The sequence below is a fragment of the Nocardiopsis deserti genome (assembly GCF_008638355.1).
Classification (GTDB): domain Bacteria; phylum Actinomycetota; class Actinomycetes; order Streptosporangiales; family Streptosporangiaceae; genus Nocardiopsis; species Nocardiopsis alborubida.
Genome location: NZ_ML703347.1, coordinates 359,236 through 383,990, shown reverse-complemented (window position 1 = coordinate 383,990; position 24,755 = coordinate 359,236). Strand labels below are relative to the sequence as shown.

Sequence of the window (24,755 nt, the reverse complement as noted above, 5' to 3'; positions counted from 1 at the left end):
GTGGGGAGCGGGTCCGGGCTGCGGCTGCCGCGCCTGCCACGGATCGTGCTGTCGGGGATCTGGATGAGTCACGTTCGCACCTTAGAACATGTCCGGCGGCCACACACCCCGCTGTGCGACGGGCGGCGTCCGCCGGACACGTCCCGTCCCCACGACGAAGGGGGCACCCCCGAAGGGGTGCCCCCGATGTCAGGTGCGACCGGGCGGTACTACTCCCGCTTGCCCGCGGCCGACTCCTCGACCTCGGGCGTGTCCGGCACCTCGGCCGGCTTGGGCACGCCCTTGAAGGTGAACTTGGCGTCCGTGCCCTCGCCCTCGGCGTCGATCACCACGATCTGACCCGCCTTGAGGTCGCCGAACAGGATCTTCTCGGACAGCTGGTCCTCGATCTCCCGCTGGATCGTCCGGCGCAGCGGGCGGGCGCCCAGCACCGGGTCGAACCCGCGCTCGGACAGGACCTTCTTGGCCTTGGGGCGCAGCTCGATCCCCATGTCCCGCTCCTTGAGACGGCCGTCCAGGTTCGTGATCATCAGATCCACGATCTGGAAGATCTCCTTCTCGGTCAGCTGGTGGAAGACGATGATGTCGTCCACACGGTTGAGGAACTCGGGCCGGAAGTTGGTCTTGAGCTCCTCGCTGACCTTGGCCTTCATCCGCTCGTAGTTGGTCTGGGCGTCGTCCTCCTTGGCGAAGCCCATGGCCTGGCCCTTGGAGATGTCCCGGGTACCCAGGTTGGTCGTCATGATGATGACCGTGTTCTTGAAGTCGACGATGCGACCCTGGGCGTCGGTGAGACGTCCCTCCTCCAGCACCTGGAGCAGCGAGTTGAAGATGTCGTTGTGGGCCTTCTCGATCTCGTCGAAGAGCACCACGGAGAACGGCTTGCGGCGCACCTTCTCGGTGAGCTGGCCGCCCTCCTCGTAGCCCACGTACCCGGGCGGGGAGCCGAACAGCCGCGAGACGGTGTGCTTCTCCATGAACTCGGACATGTCCAGCTGGATCAGCGCGTCCTCGTCCCCGAACAGGAACTCGGCCAGCGTCTTGGACAGCTCGGTCTTACCCACACCGGACGGACCGGCGAAGATGAACGAACCACCCGGACGCTTGGGGTCCTTGAGCCCGGCGCGGGTACGGCGGATCGCCTGGGAGAGCGCCTTGATGGCGTCCTCCTGGCCGATGACGCGCCGGTGCAGCTCGTCCTCCATCCGCAGCAGCCGGGAGGACTCCTCCTCGGTGAGCTTGAAGACCGGGATGCCGGTGGAGGCGGCCAGGACCTCGGCGATGAGCTCCTCGTCCACCTCGGCCACGACGTCCATGTCGCCGGCCTTCCACTCCTTCTCCCGCTGCGCCTTCTTGCCCAGGAGCTGCTTCTCGTCGTCGCGCAGGGACGCCGCCTTCTCGAAGTCCTGCGCGTCGATCGCGGACTCCTTGTCACGGCGCACAGCGGCGATCTTCTCGTCGAACTCGCGCAGGTCCGGCGGAGCGGTCATCCGGCGGATGCGCATCCGCGAGCCCGCCTCGTCGATGAGGTCGATCGCCTTGTCCGGCAGGAACCGGTCGCTGATGTAGCGGTCGGCCAGCTGCGCGGCGGCCACCAGCGCGCTGTCGGTGATGGAGACCCGGTGGTGGGCCTCGTAGCGGTCGCGCAGGCCCTTGAGGATCTCGATGGCGTGCTTGATGGTCGGCTCGTCCACCTGGATGGGCTGGAAGCGGCGCTCCAGCGCGGCGTCCTTCTCCAGGTACTTGCGGTACTCGTCCAGCGTGGTCGCGCCGATGGTCTGGAGCTCGCCCCGGGCCAGCATGGGCTTGAGGATGGAGGCGGCGTCTATGGCACCCTCCGCCGCGCCCGCTCCGACCAGCGTGTGCAGCTCGTCGATGAACAGGATGATGTCGCCGCGGGTGCGGATCTCCTTGAGCACCTTCTTGAGGCGCTCCTCGAAGTCACCGCGGTAACGGCTGCCCGCGACCAGCGCGCCCAGGTCCAGCGTGTACAGCTGCTTGTCCTTGAGCGTCTCGGGGATCTCCCCCTTGACGATCTTCTGGGCCAGCCCCTCGACCACGGCCGTCTTGCCGACGCCGGGCTCACCGATCAGGACCGGGTTGTTCTTGGTCCTGCGGGACAGGACCTGCATGACGCGCTCGATCTCCTTGTCCCTGCCGATGACCGGGTCGAGCTTGCTCTCCCGGGCGGCCTGGGTCAGGTTGCGACCGAACTGGTCCAGCACCAGCGAGGTGGAGGGGGTGGACTCCGACGAGGCGCCGGTGGCCTGCGGCTCCTTGCCCTGGTAGCCGTGCAGCAGCTGGATGACCTGCTGGCGCACGCGGTTGAGGTCCGCGCCCAGCTTGACCAGGACCTGGGCGGCCACGCCCTCGCCCTCGCGGATCAGGCCCAGCAGTATGTGCTCGGTACCGATGTAGTTGTGGCCCAGCTGAAGCGCCTCGCGCAGCGACAGCTCCAGGACCTTCTTGGCCCGCGGGGTGAACGGGATGTGCCCCGACGGGGCCTGCTGCCCCTGGCCGATGATCTCCTCAACCTGCTGCCGAACCGCTTCGAGGCTGATACCAAGGCTCTCCAGAGCCTTGGCGGCGACGCCCTCACCCTCGTGGATGAGGCCGAGCAGGATGTGCTCCGTACCGATGTAGTTGTGGTTGAGCATCCTGGCCTCTTCCTGGGCCAGAACCACCACTCGCCGCGCGCGGTCGGTAAACCTCTCGAACATGTCTCGTCGCTCCTCTACAGAGCGGTCAGGCAGGGACGGTTCACTCCGACCCAACTCTTCCGCATATCGGCCCCACAGGGATGAACCGCCCCGGGGAGCGCTGTCGCACCCGTCCGAACGGTCGACCGGCTGCCGACCAGACGTAGGCCTCCGTACGGTCGGCCGCAGCCGTCCGTGCCAGAGACTTTCCCCGACGATAGGGCGTTCACCCAACATCCAACTACCAATTGCGGCGTCAGATTTCCCTGTACGCCGAAGGCGAACGGCCCAGGCTCTCCCTGTGTCACAGGAGTGCCCGGACCGCGCACGTGTAAGCGTTATCGGCTCTGAGCGAACAAGCCGCGTGTTGTTCTTCCGACCGGACCGTTCGGGCGGGGAAAGCGGAAAATGCGCGCCGTCGACCGGAGCCGGGAGGGGTGCTGCTCGGGTCCCGCGACCGGGGTCGCGGGACCGGAAGCGAGTGCCTTTCCCCGGCGCCGGGAGGTCGCGTGCGGTCCCGTCGCGTGCGGTCCCGTCATGCGCGGGCGGTCGCGCGCGGGCACGGCGTCGCGGCGCTCCGGCGGACTGCCCCGGCCCGCCTCGCCGTCCGGCCCAACCCGTGGGTGTGGCGGCGGAGGCCTGGAGCCGCAGGGCCGGAAGACCGCTGTCATCGGCGCGGAGCCCTGTCCGGTGCTCCGTACCGCCCGAAGGGCCCGGCGGGCCCGGTGTATCCCCTGGCATCCCGTGTCACTGGGCCGCTCCGCGGCCCGGGATGGTCGGGTTCGGGTGTCTCCCCTCGGCAGGTACCGACCGTAATTCGATCAAGACCTGACAACATTTCGGTGACCGGGGGTCGGCGGCAAACCTAGCCCTTGATGGCCTCATATTCGGCGACGATCGCCGCGGGGATACGGCCGCGCTCATTGACCGGCTTGCCCGCGGCCTTCGCCCAGGCGCGAATCTCGGCGCTGCGCTCACGGCTGGGAGCATTCCGGCTGCCGGTACGGCGGCCCGCGCTGCGGGACGCCTTGGCCGGAGCCTTGCGGGCGGCGTCGACGAACGGAGTAAGGGCCTCACGGAGCTTGGCCGCATTACCCGCGCTGAGGTCGATTTCGTACACGGAGCCGTCCAGACCGAACGTCACCGTCTCCTCGGCCTCGCCGCCGTCGAGGTCGTCGACCAGGAAAACCTGGACCTTCTGTGCCATGGAATCAAACCTTTCAGAAGAGCGGTGTCTCCACACCTGAATGTAAAGCTATCTCGCGAGAACGCGGAAGACAATTCCCGGCGTGCCTGAAATCACCCGGACACCGTCTCGGGTTTCGGGGGTCGCCGACAGGCGCGCGGGATCGGCGAGATGGCCCGCGCACGCGCGTGGCCGGTTCGCCGCGCCCCGCGGGCGCGTGATCGGTTGAGTACCGTATCAACGACCGTCGGATTCGGTGCGTTCCCCACCCTGGACAATCGGCGTCGCGTTCGCGGCTCCCGGCTCTGCGGCCCCGGAACCCTCCCTGCCCCCACCCTCACCCTCGGCGGCCCCGTCCTTGCTGACCAGGCTTCCGTCCATCCGGCGGGGCGCCATCTCCTTGCGCAGCAGCTGGACGACGAAGGTGCAGAAGACGGCACCGACGACCACCGGTGGGATGAGCGCCGACAATACGTCGATCAGTCCAGGGGGAAGCACCGACGACAAAAAGTTCCCCATCGAAGCCGTCCACCCTTCCTGGTTGTTACTTATTGCAGCAAATACCCGACTCCGTGTCGGCTGCTCCTGGGGGATGGCTCGCCGGGCACCCGGGCAAACGCATACCGGACATCATAGACATCGTTTGCCCCCGGTTTGACACCGGACGTACCCGAGACACCTCCGGCAAACCCGATGAGGGGTCAATGTCCGACCGTGCGTTCGGCGTCCTGGTGTGTCCGCGGGGGAACACCGTGTCCACCGGCGTCAAATCCCGACCCTTCGCCACCGCTCCGTGGAACTTCCTTCAACGTGTGGACGGGACCCTGCCCCCGGGGTACACATTACCCGCCCCCTTCCCCGGCCCCGCCATCCGGTTGTGCATAAGCTGCGCGGACGCGGGGAGGACGCGGTGTTGGCCCGGCTGCGGCCCGTATGGGGAACTTGGTCCCGAGTGAGCGCGAAAACCTTTAGGTCCGGGCGGTTCACGTTGCCGCGTCGAGGTGCACAAGCATGCGGGTGTTCCCAAGGGTGTTGGGCTTAACCCGCTCCAAGTCGAGAAATTCGGCGACGCCCTCGTCATAGGAACGCAGGAGTTCCTCGTACACGCGGGAGGAGACGGGCGTGCCCTGGATCCGGGCAAAGCCGTGTTTGGCGAAGAAACCGGTCTCGAATGTCAGGCAGAACACACGGCGCACGCCCAACTCCCGAGCGGTGTCGAGCAGCGCGGACACGATCCGGTGGCCGACGCCGAACCCGCGCAGGGAGGGGTCGACGGCAACGGTGCGCACCTCCGCCAGGTCCTCCCAGAGCACGTGCAGAGCGCCGCAGCCCACCACGCGGTACTCGGTCCCGGCGACGGGGGGCTCGGCGCGGTCCGCTCCGGGCACGGGGGCGCCGGGGAAGGGTGTGGCGGACGGGGAGGCGGGGTCCGGGGGGTCGGGCGCCACCTCGGCCTCGGCCACCCAGAACTCCTGGACGTCCTCGTAGAGGTTGACGGTGCTCTTGGAGAGCACGCGCCGGTCGACGGTGTAGGTGTCGACGAGGCGTCGGACGGCGGCGACGTCGCGCGTCCTGGCGCGGCGCACGTGAACATGGCGAACGGGCATAGCCGGACCAGACTACGCCCGGGCCCCGCGCCCGGCGGACGCGCGCGGTCCGAAAACGCGTCGGCACCCACCGGTGTTCCGGTGGGTGCCGTGGTGGGTGCCGCGCCCACCGGAGCGCTCTTCCTCCGGAGGGCGCCCCGCTCCGCCGTGCGCCCGCGGCCCCGTGCCGCGGACGGCTCAGATGAGCTGGCGCCGCGCGGCCCAGACGACCGCCTCGATGGGTGTGTTCACGCCGAGCACGTCGCAGATGTTGCGGATACGGCGACGCAGGGTGCGCGCGCTGAGTTCGAGGTGCCGGGCCGCCACCTCAGTGGTGACACCGGTGGCGATCTCGGCGAGCAGTTCGAGTTCCTCGTGGTTCAGTTCCACCGGCGCGTAGGGGCTGCTCACAGCCGTCTCACGCGGGCGGGCCTGCAAGGGGACCACGTTCTCCCGGTGCTCCCTCGTCTGAAGGGTGCCCTGGTCATCAGCGGTGCGTCGTACGAGTGTGGCCTGTTCCACTCCGTCCTCCCTCATCATGTGAGTGCGGAACATCGACTCGTCACCTGGTGGACGCGAGCGCGCCGGACACGGGTCTCCCCTGCTTCCGGCGCGACGGATACCCCCGGGCGCACCGCTGTCCCCCACGCATCCCTCTGGCACAGGGACTGGGGGCGGGCGCACGGACGTCGCAGGGGCCGGTTCGCTGGAGGCTGGGACGGACAGACTCCACCGAGGGCACACATGCGCGCGGGGGGCGCGGACCGCGTCCGGCGGCCCCTCTCCCCGCTTACCGTCGTTCTCGATCCACTTCGGCAAACTCCACGGGTCTCGACCCGCTCACAGCACGCTAGGCCGCAGAGATGGTACCGTCAAGACCCGATAAATCACCATGTGTAGTTATAGTGAGCCCTTCCGTGACAAAGTAATGGAAGGGAAAATACGCTGACTACATTGACCTGCGTAAACAATGTTGAGCGGAGAGTGGTCGCCTTCTCCCCGCCTCGCTCGGCAAAAACCTCGGAACTGTCCGGCGGGACACGCATCCGTGTCCGCCGGTTCGCCCGCCCTGTCCGGCCGGGAGGACGGAGCCCGTGGTGCGGGCCCTGTCCCGGCGGAGGGGACGGGGCCGCCGCACCGCGTGCGCGACGGCCCCGCTCCGCCTTTCGGTCATCCGACCGATGCCGTTATATCCCCGGTAAATCCGGGCCCATGGTGCTCCGGCTCAATCCCCGGAAGGCTTCACAAGCGGGAAAAGGACAGTTTCCCGGATGTTCTTTCCGGTGAAGGCCATGAGCAGGCGGTCGATACCGACTCCTACACCGCCGGTCGGCGGCATTCCGTACTCCAGGGCCCGCAGGAAGTCCTCGTCCAGCTGCATCGCCTCGGGGTCGCCCTCCGCGGCCATCAGCGACTGCCGGGTGAGGCGCTCGCGCTGCTCGACCGGGTCGACCAGCTCCGAGTAGCCCGTGCCCATCTCCATGCCGAACCCGATGAGGTCCCACTTCTCGGTGAGCAGCGGGTCCTCGCGGTGCTGCCGGGTGAGCGGGCTGGTCTCCACCGGGAAGTCGCGCACGAAGGTGGGCTGGACGAGCGTGCGCTCCACCAACTCCTCGAAGAGGTGCTCGACGAGCTTGCCCTGTCCCCAGGAGGGGTCGTACTCCACGCCCCGGGAGTCGGCCAGGCGGCGGACCTCGTCGATCGGCGTGCGCGGGTCGACCTCGGCTCCCAGCGCCTCGGACACCGCCCCGTACAGGGTGACCTGCGGCCACTCCCCGCCCAGGTCGTAGGTCCGCCCGTCCCGCTCGACCACCGTCGAGCCGAACACGGCGCGCGCCGCCTCCTGGATGAGCTCGCGGGTCAGGTCGGCCATGACGTTGTAGTCGGCGTAGGCCTGGTAGAACTCCAGCATCGTGAACTCGGGGTTGTGCGTGGAGTCCGCGCCCTCGTTGCGGAAGTTCCGGTTGACCTCGAAGACCTTCTCCAGGCCGCCCACGACCAGCCGCTTGAGGGACAGCTCGGGGGCGATGCGCAGGTACAGGTCCATGTCGTAGGCGTTGATGTGGGTGGTGAACGGGCGCGCCGTGGCGCCGCCGTGCACCTGCATCAGCATGGGCGTCTCGACCTCGACGAAGTCGCGGGAGGCGAGCCCCTCCCGGATCGCGCGGATGGCGGCCGAGCGGCGGCGCACCATCTGCTGGGACTCGGGGTTGACGATGAGGTCGACGTAGCGCTGGCGCACACGGGCCTCGGGGTCGGTCAGGCCCTTGTGCTTCTCCGGGAGCGGACGCAGGCACTTGGCGGTCAGTGTCCAGCCGGTCACCAGGATCGACAGCTCGCCGCGGCGGGAGGTGATGACCTCGCCCTCCACGCCCACGTGGTCGCCGAGGTCGACGTCGGCCTTCCAGGCGTCCAGGCGCTCCCGGCCCACCTGGTCCAGGGACAGCATGATCTGGATGTCGCCGGTCTCGTCGCGCAGGGTGGCGAAGCACAGCTTGCCGCCGGTGCGGTAGAGCATGACGCGTCCGGCGACGGAGACCTCCGCACCCGTGCGGGTGTCCGGCTCCAGTCCCTGGTGTTTGTCGCGCACGGCCCCGATCGACGTGGACCGCGGGAAGGTCACGGGGAAGGGGTCGGTGCCCTCCTCCCGCAGCCGGTCCAGCTTCTGGCGCCGGACCCGCATCTGTTCGGGCAGGTCGTCGTAGGTGTCGTCGTGCGCGTCATTCACGCGCACGATCCTACCGGCGGCCGCGGTCCGGCCCGACCGGTCGTCGCCCGCGGGCGGGCGGGCCGCGGCCCGCCCGGGGAGGGGCACGGTGGGCGCCGACGTGTCGCGGATCACTAGTATTGCGCTGCCCTGCCCCGCGCCTTCGCAGCCGAGAGCAGTACCTACCGAGAGATGGACCCCACTGGTGAGTGTTGAGGGAAGCACGAGAGCCGTCGTCACGGCGCTGTGCGCGAATCTGGGAATCGCCGCGACGAAGTTCGTGGCCTACCTCCTGACCGGCTCGTCGTCGATGATGGCCGAGTCCATCCACTCGGTCGCCGACTCCAGCAACCAGGCGCTGCTGCTCATCGGCGGCAGACGGGCCCGCCGGGGCGCCACCGAGGAGCACCCCTTCGGCTACGGCCGCGAACGCTACGTGTACGCGTTCATGGTGGCGATCGTGCTGTTCAGCCTGGGCGGCCTGTTCGCGCTCTACGAGGCCTGGCACAAGATCTCCCACCCCGAGCCGATCACGGCCTGGCAGTGGGTCCCCGTGGCCGTGCTGCTGGTGGCGATCGTGCTGGAGTCGTTCGCCATGCGCACGGCGGTCAAGGAGTCCAACGCGGTCCGGGGCAAGGCGACCTGGGTGCAGTTCGTCCGTCGTTCCAAGTCCCCCGAGCTGCCGGTGATCCTGCTGGAGGACGCGGGCGCGCTGCTGGGCCTGGTGTTCGCCCTGGCCGGTGTCAGTCTGACCCTGGTCACGGGCAACGGCCTGTGGGACGGCCTGGGCACCGCCGCCATCGGCGTTCTGCTGGTGATCATCGCGATCGTGCTGGCCGTCGAGGTCAAGAGCCTGCTCATCGGCGAGTCCGCCACGAGCGAGAACGTGCGGGCCATCCGCCGGGCCATCGAGTCGGTCGAGGACATCGACCGGCTGATCCACATGCGCACCCAGCACGTGGGCCCCGAGGAGCTGCTGGTGGCCGCCAAGGTGGCCGTGGACGCGCACGACGACGCGGGCCGGATCGCGCGGGCGATCAACGAGGCCGAGGAGCTCATCCGGACGGCGGTGCCCATCGCCACGCTGGTCTACATCGAGCCGGACCTGTTCCGGAGCGACGCCTCGCCGGAGGCGTCCCCCGGCACCGCCTCCTCGGGCTGAACCGGGGGGCGGTGGCGCGGCGGCCGGGACCGGTCGCCGCACCACCGCGGGCGCGGACCCCTGGCAACCGCTCACTTACACACAGCAACAGGCGCAACCTGGGTGTATGAGTCGCACCAACATTGACATCGACGACGAACTGGTCACTACCGCCATGGAACGCTTCCAGGTGGGCACCAAGCGTGAAGCCGTGGACATCGCCCTTCGCCGAGCCGTGGGCACACCTCTCACCAAGGAGTTCCTCCAACGCCTCACCGACGGCCTGATCCAGCTGTCCTTGGACAACAGGCTCGACTTCCACCATTCGGCGGGCATCTACCGTGAGGCCCGCTCCAGGGGCAAGAGGATTCGCAAGCTCTACGACTGCCTCATCGCGGCCGTGGCCCTGCGCACCGACGCGGTCCTCGTGCACTGCGACCGCGACTTCGACCACCTCGCCGAGGTGTTCCCCGGCTGCGCGTGCAGCGGCACGACCGGGCCTGAGCCCGCCGGGGCGGAAGACCCCCCGCTCCCCCCGCCCCGGGCACGGATCAGCCGACGTTGCGCCCGTAGACCAGGCGCAGGCCGATGAGGGTCAGCCACGGCTCGTGCAGGTCGACGGTCTCGCACTCGGCCACCACGATGGAGGCGAGCCCCCCGGTGGCCACCACGGTCACGTCGTCGGGCGCGTCGGTGAGCTCGGCGACCATGCGGTCCACGATCCCGTCCACCTGGCCCGCGAACCCGAACACGATGCCCGAGCGCAGCGCCTCGGTGGTGTTCTTGGCGATGGCCGAGCGCGGTTTGACGATCTCCACCATGTGCAGCTGGGCGCCGCGCCGGGACAGGGCGTCCACGGAGATGTCGATGCCCGGGGCGATGGCTCCGCCCACGTACTCCCCGCGCGCGCTGACCGCGTCGAAGGTCGTCGCGGTCCCGAAGTCCACCACCACCGCGGGGCCGCCGTAGAGGTGGTTGGCGGCCAGCGCGTTGATGATCCGGTCGCTGCCCACCTCCTTGGGGTTGTCCATCCGGATCGGCACCCCGGTCTTGACCCCGGGTTCGACGATCACGGCCGGGACGTCCCCGAAGTGGCGGCGGAACATGTCCCGCATCTCGTGCTGCACCGACGGGACCGAGCAGCACATGGCGATCCCGTCGATGTCCTCGGGGCGGCCCAGGCTGCTGCCGTCGACGAGTCCCCGCAGGACCACGGCCCACTCGTCGGCCGTGCGCCTGGTGTCGGTTCCCACCCTCCAGTGTTCGAGAAGGTCGTCGGATGCGAAGAGACCGAAGACCGTCTCGGAGTTGCCGACGTCGATCGCGAGCAGCATGCTGGGGGCCTCATCTGTGGTCGAAGTGGTGTGTTCTCAAGGAATCTTCCACCACCCGGGCCGCTCACAACAGGTCAAGTGCGATATCCAGCGCCGGGCTGGAGTGGGTGAGCGCCCCGACCGCCAGGTAGTCCACCCCGGTGCGGGCCACGTCACCCGCCACGTCCAGGGTCAGGCCGCCGGAGGACTCCAGCCGCGCGCGGCCCGCGACCAGCGCGACGGCCTCGCGGAGCCGTTCGACGGTGAAGTTGTCGAGCAGGATCTCCTCGGCGCCCGCGGCGATGGCGTCCTCGATCTGGTCGGTCCGGTCCACCTCGACCTCCAAAGGCAGGTCGGGGAAGCGCGCGCGGATGGCGCGGACCGCCTCGCCGACACCGCCCGCGGCGACGACGTGGTTGTCCTTGACCAGTCCGGCGTCGCTGAGGCCGTAGCGGTGGTTGACCCCGCCGCCGCAGCGCACGGCGTACTTCTCCAGCGCGCGCAGTCCCGGACGGGTCTTGCGGCTGTCCCGGATCCGGGCGCCGGTACCGGCCACGGCGTCCACCCACGCGCGGGTGGCGGTGGCGATTCCGGACATGTGGGTGAGGAAGTTGAGTGCGGTCCGCTCCGCGGTGAGCAGGTCGCGGGTGCGCGCGGTGACCGTCATCAGGACGTCGCCGCGCTTGACCGCGTCGCCGTCGGCCACGGTCCGGTGCGCCTCCAGGGCCCCGTCGGCGACCAGCCAGAAGACGAGTTCGGCGAGCGGGAGGCCGCTGACGGTGCCGTCGGCGCGGGCCACCACGTGCGCCGTGCGCACCTGGTCGCCGGGGATGGTCGCGACGGTGGTGACGTCGATGCCCGGTCCCGCCGTGAGGTCCTCGGACAGGGCGCGGCGGACCAGGTCCACGTGGGACTGCGAGGGGGCGGTGTACGGGAGGGTGAACTCGGCGCGCGCGTCCGGGTGGGCGCCCGGGCTGTGCTTGCCTTGGGGCTCCGCTCCGCTTCGCCCCGTGTTCGGGCGCCCCGAGAGGCGGGAACCGGCGAGGGGGAGGGCGATGGAGTCCAGCTCCGCGGTGAGCGCGGGCGGCAGCGAGGGCGTCCAGTCCTCATCCGTGGTCACGATGGTGTTCCCTTCCAGTCGGACGACGACGGGTCGGATCCGGAACCCGGGTACGGGCTCGGGGTGGTCGGCGCGCTGGTGGGCGCCCCTGCTCTCGGTCCTGTGCAGCGCGGCGGCGGCCACGAGCCGGGCCGCGGTGAGCAGGTTGGCGGTCTCCCAGGCGGCCACGTCGGGGGTGGCCGGGGAGCCGGGGCGGGCGAGGGCGTCGAGTTCGGCGGTCAGCTCGGCGAGCCCCTCGCCGGTGCGCAGCACCCCGGCGTGGCGTGACATCAGGGTACGCACGCGTGCGGCGGTGGCGGGGTCGGGAAGCGGCGTGACGGTGCCGGTGGCCTCGGCCCGCGCTGGCCGGGGGGCGGGGTCCTCCGCCAGGCGGGCGGCGATCCGGTCCGCGTAGACCAGTCCCTCCAACAGGGAGTTGGAGGCGAGCCGGTTGGCGCCGTGCACCCCGGTGCGGGCGACCTCGCCGACGGCCCACAGCCCGGGGACCGAGGTGCGGCCGTCGATGTCGACCTCGGCGCCGCCGGACGCGTAGTGGGCGGCGGGGGCGACGGGGACCGGCTGGGCGAGCGGGTCGATGCCGTGCTCGCGGCAGGAGGCGAGGATGGTCGGGAAGCGCCTCTCCCAGGTGGCCCGGCCGAAGTGGCGGGTCTCCAGGTAGACGTGGTCGACGCCCTGCTCGGCCATCGTGCGGGCGATGGTGCGGGCCACCACGTCACGGGGGGCGAGGTCGGCCAGCTCGTGGACGCCCTCCATGATGCGCCTGCCCCCGGCGTCCACCAGGTAGGCGCCCTCGCCGCGCAGGGCCTCGGAGACCAGGGGCTGGCGGCCGCGCGCCTCGGGGCCGAGCCAGAGCACGGTGGGGTGGAACTGGATGAACTCCAGGTCGCGCAGGCGCGCCCCGGCGCGGGCGGCCAGGGCGAGGCCGTCGCCGGTGGACACGGGCGGGTTGGTGGTGGCGGCGAAGACCTGTCCCATGCCGCCGGTGGCCAGCACCACGGCGGGGGCCAGGACCGCGCCGACGCCGTCGCGGGCGCCCTCCCCCATGACGTGCAGAGTGGCTCCGCACACCGCTCCCGTGCCGGGGTCGCGCAGGGCGTCCAGGGCCACGGCGTGCTCGACGGTCTCGATCCGCTCCTCGGCCAGGACGGCGGCCACGAGTGCGCGCTGGATCTCGGCGCCGGTGGCGTCGCCGCCCGCGTGCGCGACACGGTCGGCGCGGTGGCCGCCCTCGCGGGTGAGGGCCAGGGCGCCGTCCTCGGCGAGGTCGAACTCGGCGCCCAGGCCGATGAGCCAGCGCAGGGCGTCGGGGCCCTCGGCGGCCAGGACGTTGACGGCGTGGGGGTCGGACAGCCCCGCCCCGGCCAGGTGGGTGTCGACCATGTGGGCGACGGGCCCGTCCTCGGGCGCCATGGCGGCGGCGATCCCGCCCTGGGCGTAGGCGGTGGAGCCGGTGGACAGGCGGTCCTTGGTGACGAGCACGACCCGGCCGCGCTCGGTGCGCTGGACGTAGCGCAGCGCGGTGCTCAGACCGGCGATGCCCGAGCCGACGACCGCGACGTCGGCCTCGACCGTCCACCCCGGCTCGGGCGCGTCGAGCCGTGTCTGGAGGGGTGTGCTCATCTGGTTCTCTCTTCCGGGGTGCCGCCGGTACGCGGCGCTGGTGTGCGACGGGTCCGGCCCTCCCCTGGGACTCGGGGTGGGGGTCTGCTGTGGACTGACCGGAACCGTTACCGGTGTGCCACGAGGGTTCCGACCTGCGTCTCAGCGAGGTTGGACTGTCGAGACTCGCCATAAGTTACGAGATCACGGCGGAAGGGACGGGGGACGGCTCAGAGGGTCAGGGACACGTTGTCGATGAGCCGGGTCGCGCCCACGCGGGCGGCGACGGCCAGGACGGCCCCGCCCGTGTGGTCGGCGGGGGCGTCGGCGAAGGTCGCGGGGTCGACCAGCGCGAGGTAGTCGAGCTCGACGGGGGGCTCGGCCCCGGCCGCGTCGTCCAGGACGGCCCGGGCCGCGGCGCGGACGGCGTCGGGGCCTCCGGCGGAGGCGGCCCGGCCCGCCTCCAGGGCGCGGGACAGGGCCAGGGCGCTGGCGCGCTCGGCCCCGGACAGGTAGACGTTGCGGCTGGAGGTGGCCAGGCCGTCGGGGTCGCGCAGGGTGGGCGCGCCGACGATCTCCACGGGCATGTTGAGGTCGGCGGCCATGCGGCGGACCACGGCGAGCTGCTGGGCGTCCTTGCTCCCGAAGACCGCGAGGTCCGGGCCGACCAGGTGCAGGAGCTTGCTGACCACGGTGAGCACGCCGGTGAAGAACCCGGGGCGGGAGGCGCCCTCCAGCCGGTCGCCCATCGCGCCCGCGTGGACGGTGACCGTCTGTTCGGCGGGGTACATGGTGTCGACGCCGGGCGCGAAGACCACGTCGACGCCCTCCTCCGCGCACACGGCGGTGTCGGTGTCCAGGGTGCGCGGGTAGCGGTCGAAGTCCTCGTTCGGCCCGAACTGGAGCGGGTTGACGAAGACGCTGACGACCACGGTGTCAGCGCGTTCGCGGGCCAGGCGCATGAGGCTGCGGTGGCCCTCGTGCAGGGCGCCCATGGTGGGGACGAGGGCGACGCGCCCGGCGTCGGCGAGGGCGCGGCGCAGCTCGTCGGGCGTGTGCGCGACGAGGGGGCCGGAGGTGGCGGAGCGGGGTGCGGATGCGGATGCGGTCATCGGTGGTTTCCCGTGGTGGTGTTCTGCGTCGCGGCGGCCGTGCGCGCGCCGGACCCTGCGCTTCCTCAGCGGCGGAGGACGTCGAGCAGGCGCGCGGCGTCCTCGGGCTTGAGCATTCCGGCGTTGATGGCGCGGTCGGCGGTGAGACGGGCGAGTTCGACGTAGCTGGCCACGCTCTCGGGGGCGTTCTCCCGCAGCTGCTCGATGTGCCCGGCGACGGTTCCGGAGTCGCCGCGCAGGACCGGGCCGCTCAGTCCGTGGATGCCCAGGCGCAGGGCGTTGTCCAGGGCCGCGCTGAGCATGGGGGCGAGCATGCGGCCGGGTTCGGGGACACCGGCGGAGGCGAGCAGGGCGGCGCTGTCGGAGACCAGGGTGACCAGGTGGTTGGCGCCTCCGGCGAGGGCCGCGTGGTAGAGGGTGCGCTTGTCCTCGGTGATCCACACGGGTTCGGCGCCCATCTCGACGACGAGGGCCTCGGCGATGGGGCGCAGCTGCTCGGGCGCGGTGACGCCGAACGCGCAGTTGGCGAGGCGGTCGACGTCCTCGTCGCGCCCGGTGAAGGTCATGGCGGGGTGGAGCGCGAGAGGCAGCGCGCCGACGAGGGTGGCGGGGGCCAGGACGCCGTAGCCGTGCGCGCCGCTGGCGTGGACGAGGATCTTGCCGCGCAGGTCGGTACCGGTGGAGGCGAGCCCCTCGGTGAGTTCGGGGAGGGCGTCGTCGGGGACGGTGAGCAGGACGAGGTCGCTGGCCTCGGCGACCTGCGCCGGTTCGAGCACGCGCGCGGTGGGCAGGCGGTCGGCGACGCGGGCCCGGGAGGCGTCGGAGACCGCGGAGGCGGCGACGACCTTGTGCCCGGCCCGGCCGAGGGCCTGGCCGAGGACGGAGCCGACCCGTCCGGATCCGATGACCCCGACCCGCAGTCGGGCGGGGCGTCCCTGCGTCGTCTCCATGTGTGCCCCCTCGTGGTCCGAATGCGTCAGGCGCGTCCGGTTCCCGTCGTGCCGGGGCGCCTGAGCACACGATAGTCCTCCCCGGCCGGTGACCTGCCGACCCGCCCCCGCGCACGAGTGTGGGGGCGGACACCGCGTCCGCCCCCGCACCCCGCTCCGTCAGCCCCCTCCGCGGGGCCGGTCGGATCAGTCCTGGATGATCACCCCGGTGTTGAAGCACGAGCCCAGGGACTGGCCGAAGGCGGCGTTGGAGTTGCCGCAGCCCACGTTCCCGTTCGTCAGGCCGTTGATGTAGGAGAGGTTGCCGCTGAAGTCGGAACCGTAGTTGGAGGTCCAGGTGCCGACGTTCGCGGCCGCCGGTGCCGCGGTGAGGAGGACCCCGGCGGAGGCGAGGATCACGGCACTGGTGGCGAGCGTCTTCTTGAGCACTGCGCGTCTCCTTCTGTGTCCGGTCGGGGGGACCGCCGGACGAGTGGTTGTGTGGTGGCACCCTGGGGAGCCGCTCACGAAATTACCCCCGAAGAGCCCTCACTTCCCCGACCTGAACTGGCCTTATAACGAGAAACATCCTTATGTTCACCCTCCGTGCGCACGCCTCTCGGGTGCGATCGGGACAAAGGCTCCGACACCGGTGGGAGGCGCGTGCGCGCAGCGTCACCGGCTTGACGGTTTCCAGTCGGACGACAATTGCGGTTGCGGTCGAGTGGAAGGGGCGGGTCGCAGCCGGGGTTCGCGGGGCGGATCCGGGAGAATCGCGTGCGGGACGCGGACACGGCGAAGGCGCCACCCCGTCGTCACGGAATGGCGCCTCGCTCGGGAGCCCGTCGCCCGGCGGGGCCGGGTCGCCCGGAGCTGCTACCAGTTCTTCACGGTGGCGCCGGAGTCGGTGCAGTTGGCACCGGCCACACCGAGGACCGCGATGGCGTTGCCGCAGACGTTGATCGGCACGTCCAGGTCGGCCACGAGCTGGTTGCCCCCCAGAATGCTTCCGTTGCCGGAGGTCGAGACGTTGCTGTTGGCCATGGCCGGAGCGCCGGTGAGCAGGACGCCCGCGGCGGCGGCGATGGCACTGGCGGCGAAAGCCTTCTTCAGCATGTGGTTTCTCCCGTCGGACCGGTTGGCGGGGGGCGCCAACCGGTCGATACCATTGACTATGCGTATGACAGTGAACACTCCTCGTGTTCGGTCACCATTTAGCCATACTCCCTCGCCCCACGTGGCCATAACGCGAAAGCGTTTCGCGGCCGCAAGCTGGAAGTATCACCATCCGTGCACATCCATGTCCGACATGTGAACCACAAAAGGGAGACTGAGAGCCCCTTAATGTGACGCACGACACATCAGCGTTCGGGGGTGTCCCGGGTCCCCTCCGTACCGTCCTCGGCGGAGGTGTCGCCGGTGCCGTTTTTCCCGGCTTCCGGAGCCCCTGGTCCCGGATTCTCGGTTTCGGGACCTTCGGCCCGCGGTTCCAGGAACCGCGGACGGCCGCTCGGCGGCGCGGCGGGAGCCGGGTCCTCCGCAGGTGGCGGACCCTCGACGGGCACCGGCGCCCCGGAGGGCGCGGGCTCCCCGGGTCCGGTCGCCTCGGAGGGGGGCGGTCCTGCGGCCCCGGGCCGACGGGTGAGGGTGGCGCGGGTCGCCCAGCGCTCCGTGCCCGCCGCGGGTCCCCGGGCCCGGCGCCCGTGTTCGGCCAGGGCGTCCAAGAAGCTGCGCGCCTCCAGCGCCTCGCGCCCGTGGGCCCTGGCGCGGACCGGCCCCGGGGGCGTGTCCACGTCCACCGCGACACGCCCCGTGACGCGGGCCAGCGGTCCGGCCACCAGGCGCACCGTCTGGACGCGTTCCACCGGGACGATCTCCGTCACCAGGCAGAACAGGCCGCGCGTGCTGACGAAGAGGTGCTCGTCCACGCCCACCAGGCTCGGCACCGGCCTGTCGTTGGGCACGAGCGGCACGTGGGCCGCCTCGCTCTCCGGGAACAGCTCGTTGACCAGCGCGAAGGCCGTCCGGCGCGGCGCCACGGGCAGCAGGGTGGCCGAGTCGCCCTGGCGTGCGCCCGCGTAACCGGCGACGTTGGCCTCGACCCGCGCCACGCCCAGGGCTCGCCAGAGCAGGGGCTCGACCACGCGCACGGCCTGCACGCGCCCCGGCGGGACGGTCTGCATGCGCCGCTGGAACATGCCGTAGCGCAGACGCAGGCCGTCGGAGGACAGGGAGGCGTAGTAGTCGGTGTAGCGGGCCAGGGGCCCCCAGAAGTAGCGCAGCAGCCCCAGGGTGAGCGGCAGGAGCGCGCCCACCACGCCCGGTTCCGCGAAGACCGCGCCTGCGGTGGCGAGCATGAGCAGCGCGATGAAGGACAGCAGGACCGGCACGCGGAAGGTCAGCGCGCCGAGCAGCAGCAGGAAGGGCAACCGGTAGAACGGCCACTCCGGCGCCTCCGGCGAGCGCCCGGGAAGCCCTGCGGCGTGCGCGAGGACGGCCACGCGCAGGCGCTCGGCCAGGACCCGGGGCAGACAGCGCAGCCGGATGTCGCTCCCGTCGCCGCCCGCCAGCTCGATACGCAGTTCGGCCATGCCGAACACCTGGAGGAACAGGGGCCGGACCACGTCCACCGCCTGGAGGCGGCTGAGCGGGACCTCCCGCGAGCTGCGCCTGACCAGGCCGCTGTGCACGACCAGGTGGTCCTCGCGCAGTCCGAAGGTGGCGTACCACCATGCGGGCAGGGCGTAGGCGAGCGTGCCGAAGACGACGGCCACCGCCATCATCACGACCCAGGCGAGGCCGAAGGTGTTGAGGATCGGGCCGACCAGCGCCACGAAGACCAGGGTCACCGCGATGACCTGGAGCGGGACACTCATCCAGTGCGAGCGGAACACGCCCGTGGTGACGTCGTCCTCCGGCCGCGGGGGCCGGAGCGGCGGGGGCCGCCACCCGGACGGCGGCAGCAGGGCGGGCGGCGGCCCGAACGGCGGCCCCGGGGGTCCCGGCGGCCCGAAGGGGGGCCCTGGAGGCCCCGGGGGGCCGGGAGGGCCCTGGTACCCCGGAGGCCCCGGTCGGACGTACGGGCCCGGAGGGCCCTGCGGCGGCTGAGCTGGTCCGTGCACTTACAACCCCGTCGAGAAGCTCTCACTGCGCGCCGCGAGCCGGTCGCGCATCCGGACGGCCTCGGCCAGCGGCAGCCCGACCACCCGGGTGTCCGCGGTACTGGCGGCGGTGCGCACCTGCACGGTGGCGATGCCCAGGGCCTGTTCGAGGAGGTCGGCGGTGACGTCCACGACCTGCATCCGACCGTAGGGGATGACCACCAGCTGCCTCACGAACACCCCGTAGGTGAGGTAGAGCTCCTCGGAGGCCTCCGCGTAGCCCCACGAGCGGCGGAAGAGCCCGGCCAGGACCCAGCCCGCGACCAGGACCGCCGCGGCCAGCACCGCCCAGGCGGCGGCCCAGGGCCAGGAGGTCCGCACGAGCAGCAGCAGAGCGCCCCCGCCCCCGGCGATCAGGCACAGTACGCCCACCACGATCCGGCGGTACCAGGCCAGGGCGGGCGACACACGGCTCCAGGAGGCGTCCCCGGGCGGTGCGAACGCCGCGTCGAGCGGCCTGGAGGGCCCGGGCGGCGGTGTCGTGTCACTGGTCTCCACGGAGCCAGTCAACCATCCGGGGGCAAGCGCAGGCAGACCGACGCGGCGCGCAGGCGAATTCGGACGAAAGACCCCGAGGCGTCAGAACCGGGCGCCGTCCGGCGGATCGTCGTCCTCGGGGACCCGGCAGGCGTGCTCCAGGTACAGGGCGGCGGCCAGCAGCAGCCCCGACGACAGGGCCGTGCCCAGCGCGGTGAGGAACACCTCCCGGTGCACGGGCAGCACCAGCGTGTCCGACACCGACAGCGCCATCCCCGCGAAGAAGCCCAGTGCCAGGGACGCGAACAGCGCGCTGGCCTTGGCCAGGGCGACCAGGCGGGCGGCGCTGAGCGGCTGCATCGGCTCGGTGCCCGGCTCCCGGCGGATGCGCCTGCGGGTCCGCCCCGCCGTGTAGCCCTCGGCGACCGCGAGCAGCAGCAGGGTCGGGATCGCCGACCACGGCAGCAGCGGCAGACCCGACAGGGAGTTGGTGATCAGCACCCCCGCGAGGGCGCCGACCACCGCCAGCAGGGACGGCACCCGCCACCCGGTGGGGCGCATCCGCCCCTCCTCGTCCTGGGGCATCAGTCGCGCCCCGGCAGACGCAGCCGCAGGTCGTCGCGCCGGTGCAGCCCCTGCTCACCGCAGGCGTCCAGCAGGTCGGCGACCGGCCCCCTCCCGGGCAGACGCGCCCCGGGGTCGGCGTCCAGCCAGGGCCGGAGCACGAACCCCCTCTGGTGGGCGCGCGGATGCGGCAGGGTCAGCTCCGGGTCGGCGTCGCGCACGTCCCCGAACGCGATGACGTCCACGTCCAGCGTGCGCGGCCCCCAGCGGACCTCGCGGACGCGGTCGAAGGCCCGTTCGGCCGCCCGGGCGCGCTCCAGCAGGGCGCGGGGCGGGCCGTCGGTGTCCACGACCAGGACCGCGTTGAGGAAGGCGCCCTGTTCGGGTCCGCCCACCGGCGCGGTCTCGTAGACGGGGGACACCGCCACCGGGACCGGCGCGTCCGCGCCGCCCAGCAGCGTGTCCACGGCCCCCTGGAGGGTCGCCATGCGGTCCCCAAGGTTGGACCCCAGGGAGAGCACGGCACGCCGTGTGGAGAGGTCGCGTCGCGCCCGGACCACGGTGACGGCCACGTCGGCGAACTCGTGCTCGATGGGCGCCGACGGCTTGTGCACCGTCACCTCCGCCCGCTCGACCAGCGGTTCGGCCAGGCACTCCCGGGCCAGCCGCTCGGCGAGGGTCTCGATCAGGTTGACCGGATCCCCGGTCACGATCGCGACCAGCCGGTCGGCGAGCAGGCCGTAGTGGACGGTGTCGCCCACGTCGTCGGAGGCCGCCGCGGGGGCGGTGTCCAGGTACAGCACCGCGTCGACCACGAAGTCCTGGCCCTCCCGGCGCTCGAAGTCGAACACGCCGTGGTGGCCGCGTGCCCGCAGTCCGCGGAGCGCGACGCGATCGGGCATCAGGCCTCGACCTCTCCCTCGTCCTCGTCGTCCTCCATGAGCACGGGCGAGGCGTGGTGCGACCACAGCCGCCACCCCTGGTCGGTGTCCACGAACAGGTTGGTGGTGACCACCTGGCCGCCCGCGACGAAGCCGGGGCTGTCCTCCTCTGCGGTCAGCACGTTCTCCTCGCACGTGACCATGGCGATGTCGCCGCCGATCCCGATGTGGGTCTCGGTGAGCACGTACTGGATGTAGGTGACGTTGGCCATGATCAGCGACCAGGCGCGCATGATCTCGGTGCGCCCGCGCAGCAGCGGCCAGCCGGGGTTCACGCACACCAGGTCGGGCGCCTCGTGCTCCTCCGCCCAGACGCTGCGCATCAGGTCGATGTCGCCGTTCTCGATGGCGCTGTAGAACTGCGCGTTGGCCTCGGCCACGCGCTCCATGACCTCCTGACGCGACTTCACAGGCGGCCCTCCACCGGCTCGGCGCGTCCCTCGTCCAGACGGGCGCCCCCGTCGGACCAGGCCGCCGCCACGCGGACGGCGTCGGCGCTGGGGCGGACGTCGTGCACCCGCACGGCCCACGCCCCCCGGTCCGCGGACAGGGTGGTGACGGCCGCGGTGGCGGCGTCGCACTCGGCGAAGGGACGGTCCTCGCCCTTGGCGTCGCCGAGCAGGCGGCTCAGGAACCGCTTGCGCGATCCGGCCACCAGCACGGGGCGTTCCAGTTCGTGGAAGCGCTCCAGCTGGTGCAGGAGCGCCCAGTTGTGCGCCTGTTCGGGGCGCTTGGAGAATCCCAGCCCGGGGTCCAGAACGATCTGGCCGGGGTCGACACCTGCACTGATCATGGCCTCCATACGGTCGCGGAGCTCATCGAGGACCTCCTGGACGACATCCGTGTACACGGCACGGCTCTGCATGTCATGACTATGCCCACGCCAGTGCATCAACACGTAGGCAACGCCGGAAGAGGCCACGAGTCGGGCCATGGCCGGATCGGCCAGCCCGCCGCTGACGTCGTTGACCAGGACGGCCCCGGCCTCCACGGCCTTCTCGGCGACCTCGGCGCGCATGGTGTCGACGCTGACGAGGACACCCCGCGCGGAGAGCTCCCGCACGACCGGTTCGACCCTGCGCAGCTCCTCCTCCGCGGAGACGCGCTGCGCACCGGGACGGGTGGACTCACCGCCCACGTCGATCATGTCCGCGCCCTCCTCGACCAGGCGCGTCCCGTGTTCGATCGCCCTGTCGGGGTCGAACCACGCGCCGCCGTCGGAGAACGAGTCGGGGGTGACGTTCACGACCCCCATGACCAGGCACCGCCCGCGGTCAGGCAGGCCCGGAAGTGTGTGTTTCGGCCGCATAAGGATCACCCTACGCGTACGCCGGAAAACCGGAGGCGCGCGCCCGGGGCTTGCGCCCGCCCGGGAAAACACGGAACCCTCCCCGGTGATCTCGGCCGCCGGGGAGGGTTCAGGGGAAGGACGGGCCCGGCCTCCCCGGGGAGGCCCCCGGCGCGGCCCTACCGCTGGCTCAGGATCAGGCTCATCGCCTCGGAGCGGGTCCGGTCGCTGCTGCGGAAGATCCCCCGCACCGCCGAGGTGACGGTCTTGGCCCCGGGCTTGCGCACCCCGCGCATGGTCATGCACAGGTGCTCGGCCTCGACCACGACGATCACCCCGCGGGGCTGGAGGAACTCCATGATCGCGTCCGACACCTGGCCGGTGAGCCGCTCCTGCACCTGCGGGCGGCGCGCGTACACGTCCACCAGGCGGGCGAGCTTGCTCAGACCGGTGATGCGGCCGTCCGAGCCGGGGATGTAGCCCACGTGCGCCACCCCGTAGAACGGCACCAGGTGGTGCTCGCAGGTGGAGTAGAGCTCGATGTCCTTGACCAGGACCATCTCCTCGTGCCCGGCCTCGAACACGGTGGTGAGCACGTCCCCGGGCTTTTGCCCCAGTCCCGCGAACTGCTCCTCGTAGGCCCTGGCCACCCGCTCGGGTGTCTTGGCCAGGCCGTCGCGGTCCGGGTCCTCGCCGATGGCGAGCAGGATCTCGCGGACGGCCCGCTCGATGCGCAGACGGTCCACGGATCTGGGAGGTAGTTCCTCAGCCGCGCTCACGCCCCGTCCCCCTCACCTCTGGCGGACGGCCCCGGGAGCTGTCCGTTGGCCGAGGAGCCCCGGACCGCCTGGGGGTCCTCGACGTCCGTGGAGCCCTGCACCGCACCGGCCCCCGTGACCTCGGCGCCGTTGAGCACGGCCAGCTCCTTCTTGGAACGCACCGGGGGCCGCTCCGAGGGCTGGCGCTTGCCGTACCCCGTGTAGGAACCGCGGGACGGGCGCTTGACCACCGGCGCGAAGATCTCCAGCACCTGGGCCTTGGACAGGGTCTCCTTCTCCAGCAGCGCCACGACCAGGTCGTCCAGGACGTCCCGGTACTCGACGAGGACGTCGTAGGCCTCGTCGTGCGCGGACTCGATGAGGCGGCGCACCTCCTCGTCGATGATGGAGGCGATCTCCTCGGAGTACTCGCGGGCGTGCGACATCTCCCGGCCCAGGAAGGGCTCGGTGTTGCCGGAGCCGAACTTGCGGGCGCCCAGGCGCTCGCTCATGCCGTACTCGGTGACCATGTTGCGGGCCAGGCTGGTGGCCTTGTCGATGTCGTTGCCCGCGCCGGTGGTGGGCTCGTGGAAGACGAGCTCCTCCGCGGCGCGGCCGCCGAGCATCATCGCGAGCTGGTCCATCATCTGCGAGCGCGAGGTGAGGAACTTGTCCTCCGTCGGCACCGACATCGTGTAGCCCAGGGCCCGGCCGCGCGGCAGGATGGTGATCTTGTGCACCGGGTCGGAGTTGGGCAGCGCGTGGCCCACCAGGGCGTGGCCGCCCTCGTGGTAGGCGATGACCTTCTTCTCCCGGTCGGACATCACCCGGGTCTTGCGCTCGGGACCGGCCATGACCCGCTCGATCGCCTCCTCCAGGACGGCGTGGGTGATGACCTTCTGGTCGCCGCGCGCGGACAGCAGGGCGCCCTCGTTGATGACGTTGGCCAGGTCGGCGCCGGTCATCCCTGCGGTCTGGCGGGCGATGACGTTGAAGTCGACGTCGTCCGCCATGGGCTTGCCCTTGGCGTGGACCTTGAGGATGTCGCGGCGGCCGTCCATGTCCGGGCGGTCCACGACGACCTGCCGGTCGAAGCGGCCGGGGCGCAGCAGCGCCGGGTCGAGGATGTCGGGCCGGTTGGTGGCGGCGATGAGGATGACGCCGCCCTTGACGTCGAAGCCGTCCATCTCGACCAGCATCTGGTTGAGGGTCTGCTCGCGCTCGTCGTGCCCGCCGCCCATACCGGCGCCGCGGTGGCGGCCGACGGCGTCGATCTCGTCGATGAAGATGATCGCGGGGGCGTTGGCCTTGGCCTGCTCGAACAGGTCGCGCACGCGGGAGGCGCCCACACCGACGAACATCTCGACGAAGTCCGAGCCGGAGATGGAGTAGAACGGGACCCCGGCCTCACCGGCCACGGCGCGGGCCAGGAGGGTCTTACCGGTTCCGGGCGGGCCCATCAGGAGCACGCCCTTGGGGATCTTGGCGCCCATCGCCTGGAACTTGGCCGGGTTCTGGAGGAACTCCTTGATCTCGTGGAGCTCCTCGATGGCCTCGTCGGCCCCGGCGACGTCGGAGAAGGTGTTCTTGGGCGTGTCCTTGGTGATGAGCTTGGCCTTGGACTTGCCGAAGTTCATCACGCGCGAGCCGCCGCCCTGCATCTGGCTGAAGATGAACCAGAAGATGACGATGATGATGACCAGCGGCAACAGGCTGAACAGCGCGGTGGTCCACACCGGCGTGGTGGCGACCGAGACCTCGTAGGACTCCAGGCTGGAGCCCTCGCTGTCCAGGGAGGACTGGAGCATCTCCGCGAGCTGGAGGCCCTGCCCCTCGACCCAGTACGCCTCGTAGATCTCGTCGTCCACGGTGGTCAGCACGATGCGCTGGTCGCGGTCGACGATCTCGGCGTTGTCCACCTCGTCCTGCTCGATGAGCTGGTGGACGGTCGAGATGTCGGTCTCCGTGGGTTGGGGACCGCCACCGACGTCGAACACGCGGAAGCCGATGATGAGCATGAGGCCGACGGCCAGGATCCAGATCCACGGGCCGCGGAAAAAACGCTTCAGATTCATGTGAGCGGAACCCTGTCGGGTCCGTCCCTCCTGACCAGGCCGCCCCACCCCAGAGGAGTTTCCGAAGCAGGACCTATCGGACACGTGGTTCCCCGGAAC

The 24,755-nt window shown here is 71.2% G+C and carries 22 protein-coding genes and 1 pseudogene; 2 read left to right on the top strand and 21 right to left on the bottom strand.

What is annotated here, in order from left to right; all coding sequences use genetic code 11:
* Positions 1-209 precede the first annotated feature (209 nt).
* From FYW99_RS01715 to lysX, 6 genes are all read right to left on the bottom strand, one after another.
* Positions 210-2,720: an ATP-dependent Clp protease ATP-binding subunit gene (locus tag FYW99_RS01715; protein ID WP_150249273.1), complete on the bottom strand. Its 2,511-nt coding sequence runs from the start codon at positions 2,718-2,720 to the stop codon at positions 210-212.
* Between the two features lie 844 nt (positions 2,721-3,564).
* A complete protein-coding gene (locus tag FYW99_RS01710) occupies positions 3,565-3,906 on the bottom strand; it encodes a histone-like nucleoid-structuring protein Lsr2 (RefSeq protein ID WP_013155980.1) in 342 nt (113 codons plus the stop codon).
* Between the two features lie 216 nt (positions 3,907-4,122).
* Positions 4,123-4,404, bottom strand: a complete 282-nt coding sequence (locus FYW99_RS01705; protein ID WP_150249270.1) for a hypothetical protein — start codon at positions 4,402-4,404, stop codon at positions 4,123-4,125.
* Between the two features lie 464 nt (positions 4,405-4,868).
* Positions 4,869-5,492, bottom strand: a complete 624-nt coding sequence (locus tag FYW99_RS01700) for an amino-acid N-acetyltransferase (RefSeq protein WP_150249268.1) — start codon at positions 5,490-5,492, stop codon at positions 4,869-4,871.
* 177 nt (positions 5,493-5,669) lie between these two features.
* Positions 5,670-5,993 (bottom strand): LuxR C-terminal-related transcriptional regulator, encoded by a 324-nt coding sequence (locus FYW99_RS01695; protein ID WP_026114460.1) that lies wholly within the window; start codon positions 5,991-5,993, stop codon positions 5,670-5,672.
* A 703-nt stretch (positions 5,994-6,696) separates the two neighbouring features.
* Positions 6,697-8,199 (bottom strand): bifunctional lysylphosphatidylglycerol synthetase/lysine--tRNA ligase LysX, encoded by a 1,503-nt coding sequence (lysX, locus tag FYW99_RS01690; protein ID WP_150249264.1) that lies wholly within the window; start codon positions 8,197-8,199, stop codon positions 6,697-6,699.
* 184 nt (positions 8,200-8,383) lie between these two features.
* Here lysX and FYW99_RS01685 point away from each other — a divergent pair, with 184 nt between their 5' ends.
* Positions 8,384-9,340: a cation diffusion facilitator family transporter gene (locus tag FYW99_RS01685; protein ID WP_150249261.1), complete on the top strand. Its 957-nt coding sequence runs from the start codon at positions 8,384-8,386 to the stop codon at positions 9,338-9,340.
* Between the two features lie 106 nt (positions 9,341-9,446).
* The gene (locus tag FYW99_RS32100; protein ID WP_223838634.1) at positions 9,447-9,911 is read left to right on the top strand and encodes a type II toxin-antitoxin system VapB family antitoxin; all 465 of its coding nucleotides are present in this window, start codon (positions 9,447-9,449) and stop codon (positions 9,909-9,911) included.
* Here FYW99_RS32100 and FYW99_RS01675 read toward each other — a convergent pair.
* The 15 genes and pseudogenes from FYW99_RS01675 to ftsH form a co-directional block, all read right to left on the bottom strand.
* A complete protein-coding gene (locus FYW99_RS01675; RefSeq protein WP_150249258.1) occupies positions 9,871-10,653 on the bottom strand; it encodes a type III pantothenate kinase in 783 nt (260 codons plus the stop codon). The genes FYW99_RS32100 and FYW99_RS01675 overlap by 41 nt on opposite strands.
* 64 nt (positions 10,654-10,717) lie before the next feature.
* Positions 10,718-13,372, bottom strand: a complete 2,655-nt coding sequence (locus FYW99_RS01670; protein WP_150249255.1) for an L-aspartate oxidase — start codon at positions 13,370-13,372, stop codon at positions 10,718-10,720.
* A 209-nt stretch (positions 13,373-13,581) separates the two neighbouring features.
* The gene (panC, locus tag FYW99_RS01665; protein WP_150249252.1) at positions 13,582-14,463 is read right to left on the bottom strand and encodes a pantoate--beta-alanine ligase; all 882 of its coding nucleotides are present in this window, start codon (positions 14,461-14,463) and stop codon (positions 13,582-13,584) included.
* 65 nt (positions 14,464-14,528) lie between these two features.
* Complete coding sequence (locus FYW99_RS01660; RefSeq protein ID WP_150249250.1) at positions 14,529-15,413, bottom strand: Rossmann-like and DUF2520 domain-containing protein; 885 nt, start codon at positions 15,411-15,413, stop codon at positions 14,529-14,531.
* Between the two features lie 186 nt (positions 15,414-15,599).
* Complete coding sequence (locus FYW99_RS01655) at positions 15,600-15,842, bottom strand: hypothetical protein (RefSeq protein WP_047870919.1); 243 nt, start codon at positions 15,840-15,842, stop codon at positions 15,600-15,602.
* A 426-nt stretch (positions 15,843-16,268) separates the two neighbouring features.
* Positions 16,269-16,508: a chaplin family protein gene (locus tag FYW99_RS01650; protein WP_150249247.1), complete on the bottom strand. Its 240-nt coding sequence runs from the start codon at positions 16,506-16,508 to the stop codon at positions 16,269-16,271.
* Positions 16,509-16,753: 245 nt separating this feature from the next.
* Positions 16,754-18,358: a PH domain-containing protein gene (locus tag FYW99_RS01645; protein ID WP_150249848.1), complete on the bottom strand. Its 1,605-nt coding sequence runs from the start codon at positions 18,356-18,358 to the stop codon at positions 16,754-16,756.
* Between the two features lie 156 nt (positions 18,359-18,514).
* Positions 18,515-18,961, bottom strand: coding sequence for a PH domain-containing protein (locus FYW99_RS01635; protein WP_150249845.1), 447 nt, complete (start codon positions 18,959-18,961; stop codon positions 18,515-18,517).
* A 171-nt stretch (positions 18,962-19,132) separates the two neighbouring features.
* The gene (locus FYW99_RS01630; RefSeq protein ID WP_190394509.1) at positions 19,133-19,615 is read right to left on the bottom strand and encodes a DUF3180 domain-containing protein; all 483 of its coding nucleotides are present in this window, start codon (positions 19,613-19,615) and stop codon (positions 19,133-19,135) included.
* Positions 19,615-20,154, bottom strand: a complete 540-nt coding sequence (folK, locus tag FYW99_RS32095; RefSeq protein ID WP_263364040.1) for a 2-amino-4-hydroxy-6-hydroxymethyldihydropteridine diphosphokinase — start codon at positions 20,152-20,154, stop codon at positions 19,615-19,617. The genes FYW99_RS01630 and folK overlap by 1 nt, the downstream gene beginning before the upstream one ends.
* Positions 20,137-20,496 (bottom strand): annotated as a pseudogene (gene folB / locus FYW99_RS32090) (dihydroneopterin aldolase); the annotation flags it as partial. The gene folK and the pseudogene folB, both read right to left, overlap by 18 nt.
* Positions 20,496-20,945 carry a nuclear transport factor 2 family protein gene (locus FYW99_RS01620; protein ID WP_017563059.1) on the bottom strand — a complete coding sequence of 150 codons (450 nt, stop codon included), beginning with the start codon at positions 20,943-20,945 and terminating at the stop codon, positions 20,496-20,498. The pseudogene folB and the gene FYW99_RS01620, both read right to left, overlap by 1 nt.
* Positions 20,942-21,844 (bottom strand): dihydropteroate synthase, encoded by a 903-nt coding sequence (folP, locus tag FYW99_RS01615; RefSeq protein ID WP_449289641.1) that lies wholly within the window; start codon positions 21,842-21,844, stop codon positions 20,942-20,944. The genes FYW99_RS01620 and folP overlap by 4 nt, the downstream gene beginning before the upstream one ends.
* A gap of 158 nt (positions 21,845-22,002) precedes the next feature.
* Positions 22,003-22,602 carry a GTP cyclohydrolase I FolE gene (gene folE / locus FYW99_RS01610; RefSeq protein ID WP_150249237.1) on the bottom strand — a complete coding sequence of 200 codons (600 nt, stop codon included), beginning with the start codon at positions 22,600-22,602 and terminating at the stop codon, positions 22,003-22,005.
* Complete coding sequence (gene ftsH / locus FYW99_RS01605; RefSeq protein WP_150249232.1) at positions 22,599-24,656, bottom strand: ATP-dependent zinc metalloprotease FtsH; 2,058 nt, start codon at positions 24,654-24,656, stop codon at positions 22,599-22,601. Before ftsH ends, folE begins: the two co-directional genes overlap by 4 nt.
* Positions 24,657-24,755: the final 99 nt, after the last annotated feature.

Coding starts and splice junctions, on each gene's coding strand:
- FYW99_RS01715 (WP_150249273.1), bottom strand. CDS start 2,720: ATGTTCGAGAGGTTTACCGACCGCGCGCGGCGAGTGGTGGTTCTGGCC.
- FYW99_RS01710 (WP_013155980.1), bottom strand. CDS start 3,906: ATGGCACAGAAGGTCCAGGTTTTCCTGGTCGACGACCTCGACGGCGGC.
- FYW99_RS01705 (WP_150249270.1), bottom strand. CDS start 4,404: ATGGGGAACTTTTTGTCGTCGGTGCTTCCCCCTGGACTGATCGACGTA.
- FYW99_RS01700 (WP_150249268.1), bottom strand. CDS start 5,492: ATGCCCGTTCGCCATGTTCACGTGCGCCGCGCCAGGACGCGCGACGTC.
- FYW99_RS32100 (WP_223838634.1), top strand. CDS start 9,447: ATGAGTCGCACCAACATTGACATCGACGACGAACTGGTCACTACCGCC.
- FYW99_RS01675 (WP_150249258.1), bottom strand. CDS start 10,653: ATGCTGCTCGCGATCGACGTCGGCAACTCCGAGACGGTCTTCGGTCTC.
- FYW99_RS01670 (WP_150249255.1), bottom strand. CDS start 13,372: ATGAGCACACCCCTCCAGACACGGCTCGACGCGCCCGAGCCGGGGTGG.
- panC (WP_150249252.1), bottom strand. CDS start 14,463: ATGACCGCATCCGCATCCGCACCCCGCTCCGCCACCTCCGGCCCCCTC.
- FYW99_RS01660 (WP_150249250.1), bottom strand. CDS start 15,413: ATGGAGACGACGCAGGGACGCCCCGCCCGACTGCGGGTCGGGGTCATC.
- FYW99_RS01650 (WP_150249247.1), bottom strand. CDS start 16,508: ATGCTGAAGAAGGCTTTCGCCGCCAGTGCCATCGCCGCCGCCGCGGGC.
- FYW99_RS01630 (WP_190394509.1), bottom strand. CDS start 19,615: ATGCCCCAGGACGAGGAGGGGCGGATGCGCCCCACCGGGTGGCGGGTG.
- folP (WP_449289641.1), bottom strand. CDS start 21,844: ATGCGGCCGAAACACACACTTCCGGGCCTGCCTGACCGCGGGCGGTGC.
- ftsH (WP_150249232.1), bottom strand. CDS start 24,656: ATGAATCTGAAGCGTTTTTTCCGCGGCCCGTGGATCTGGATCCTGGCC.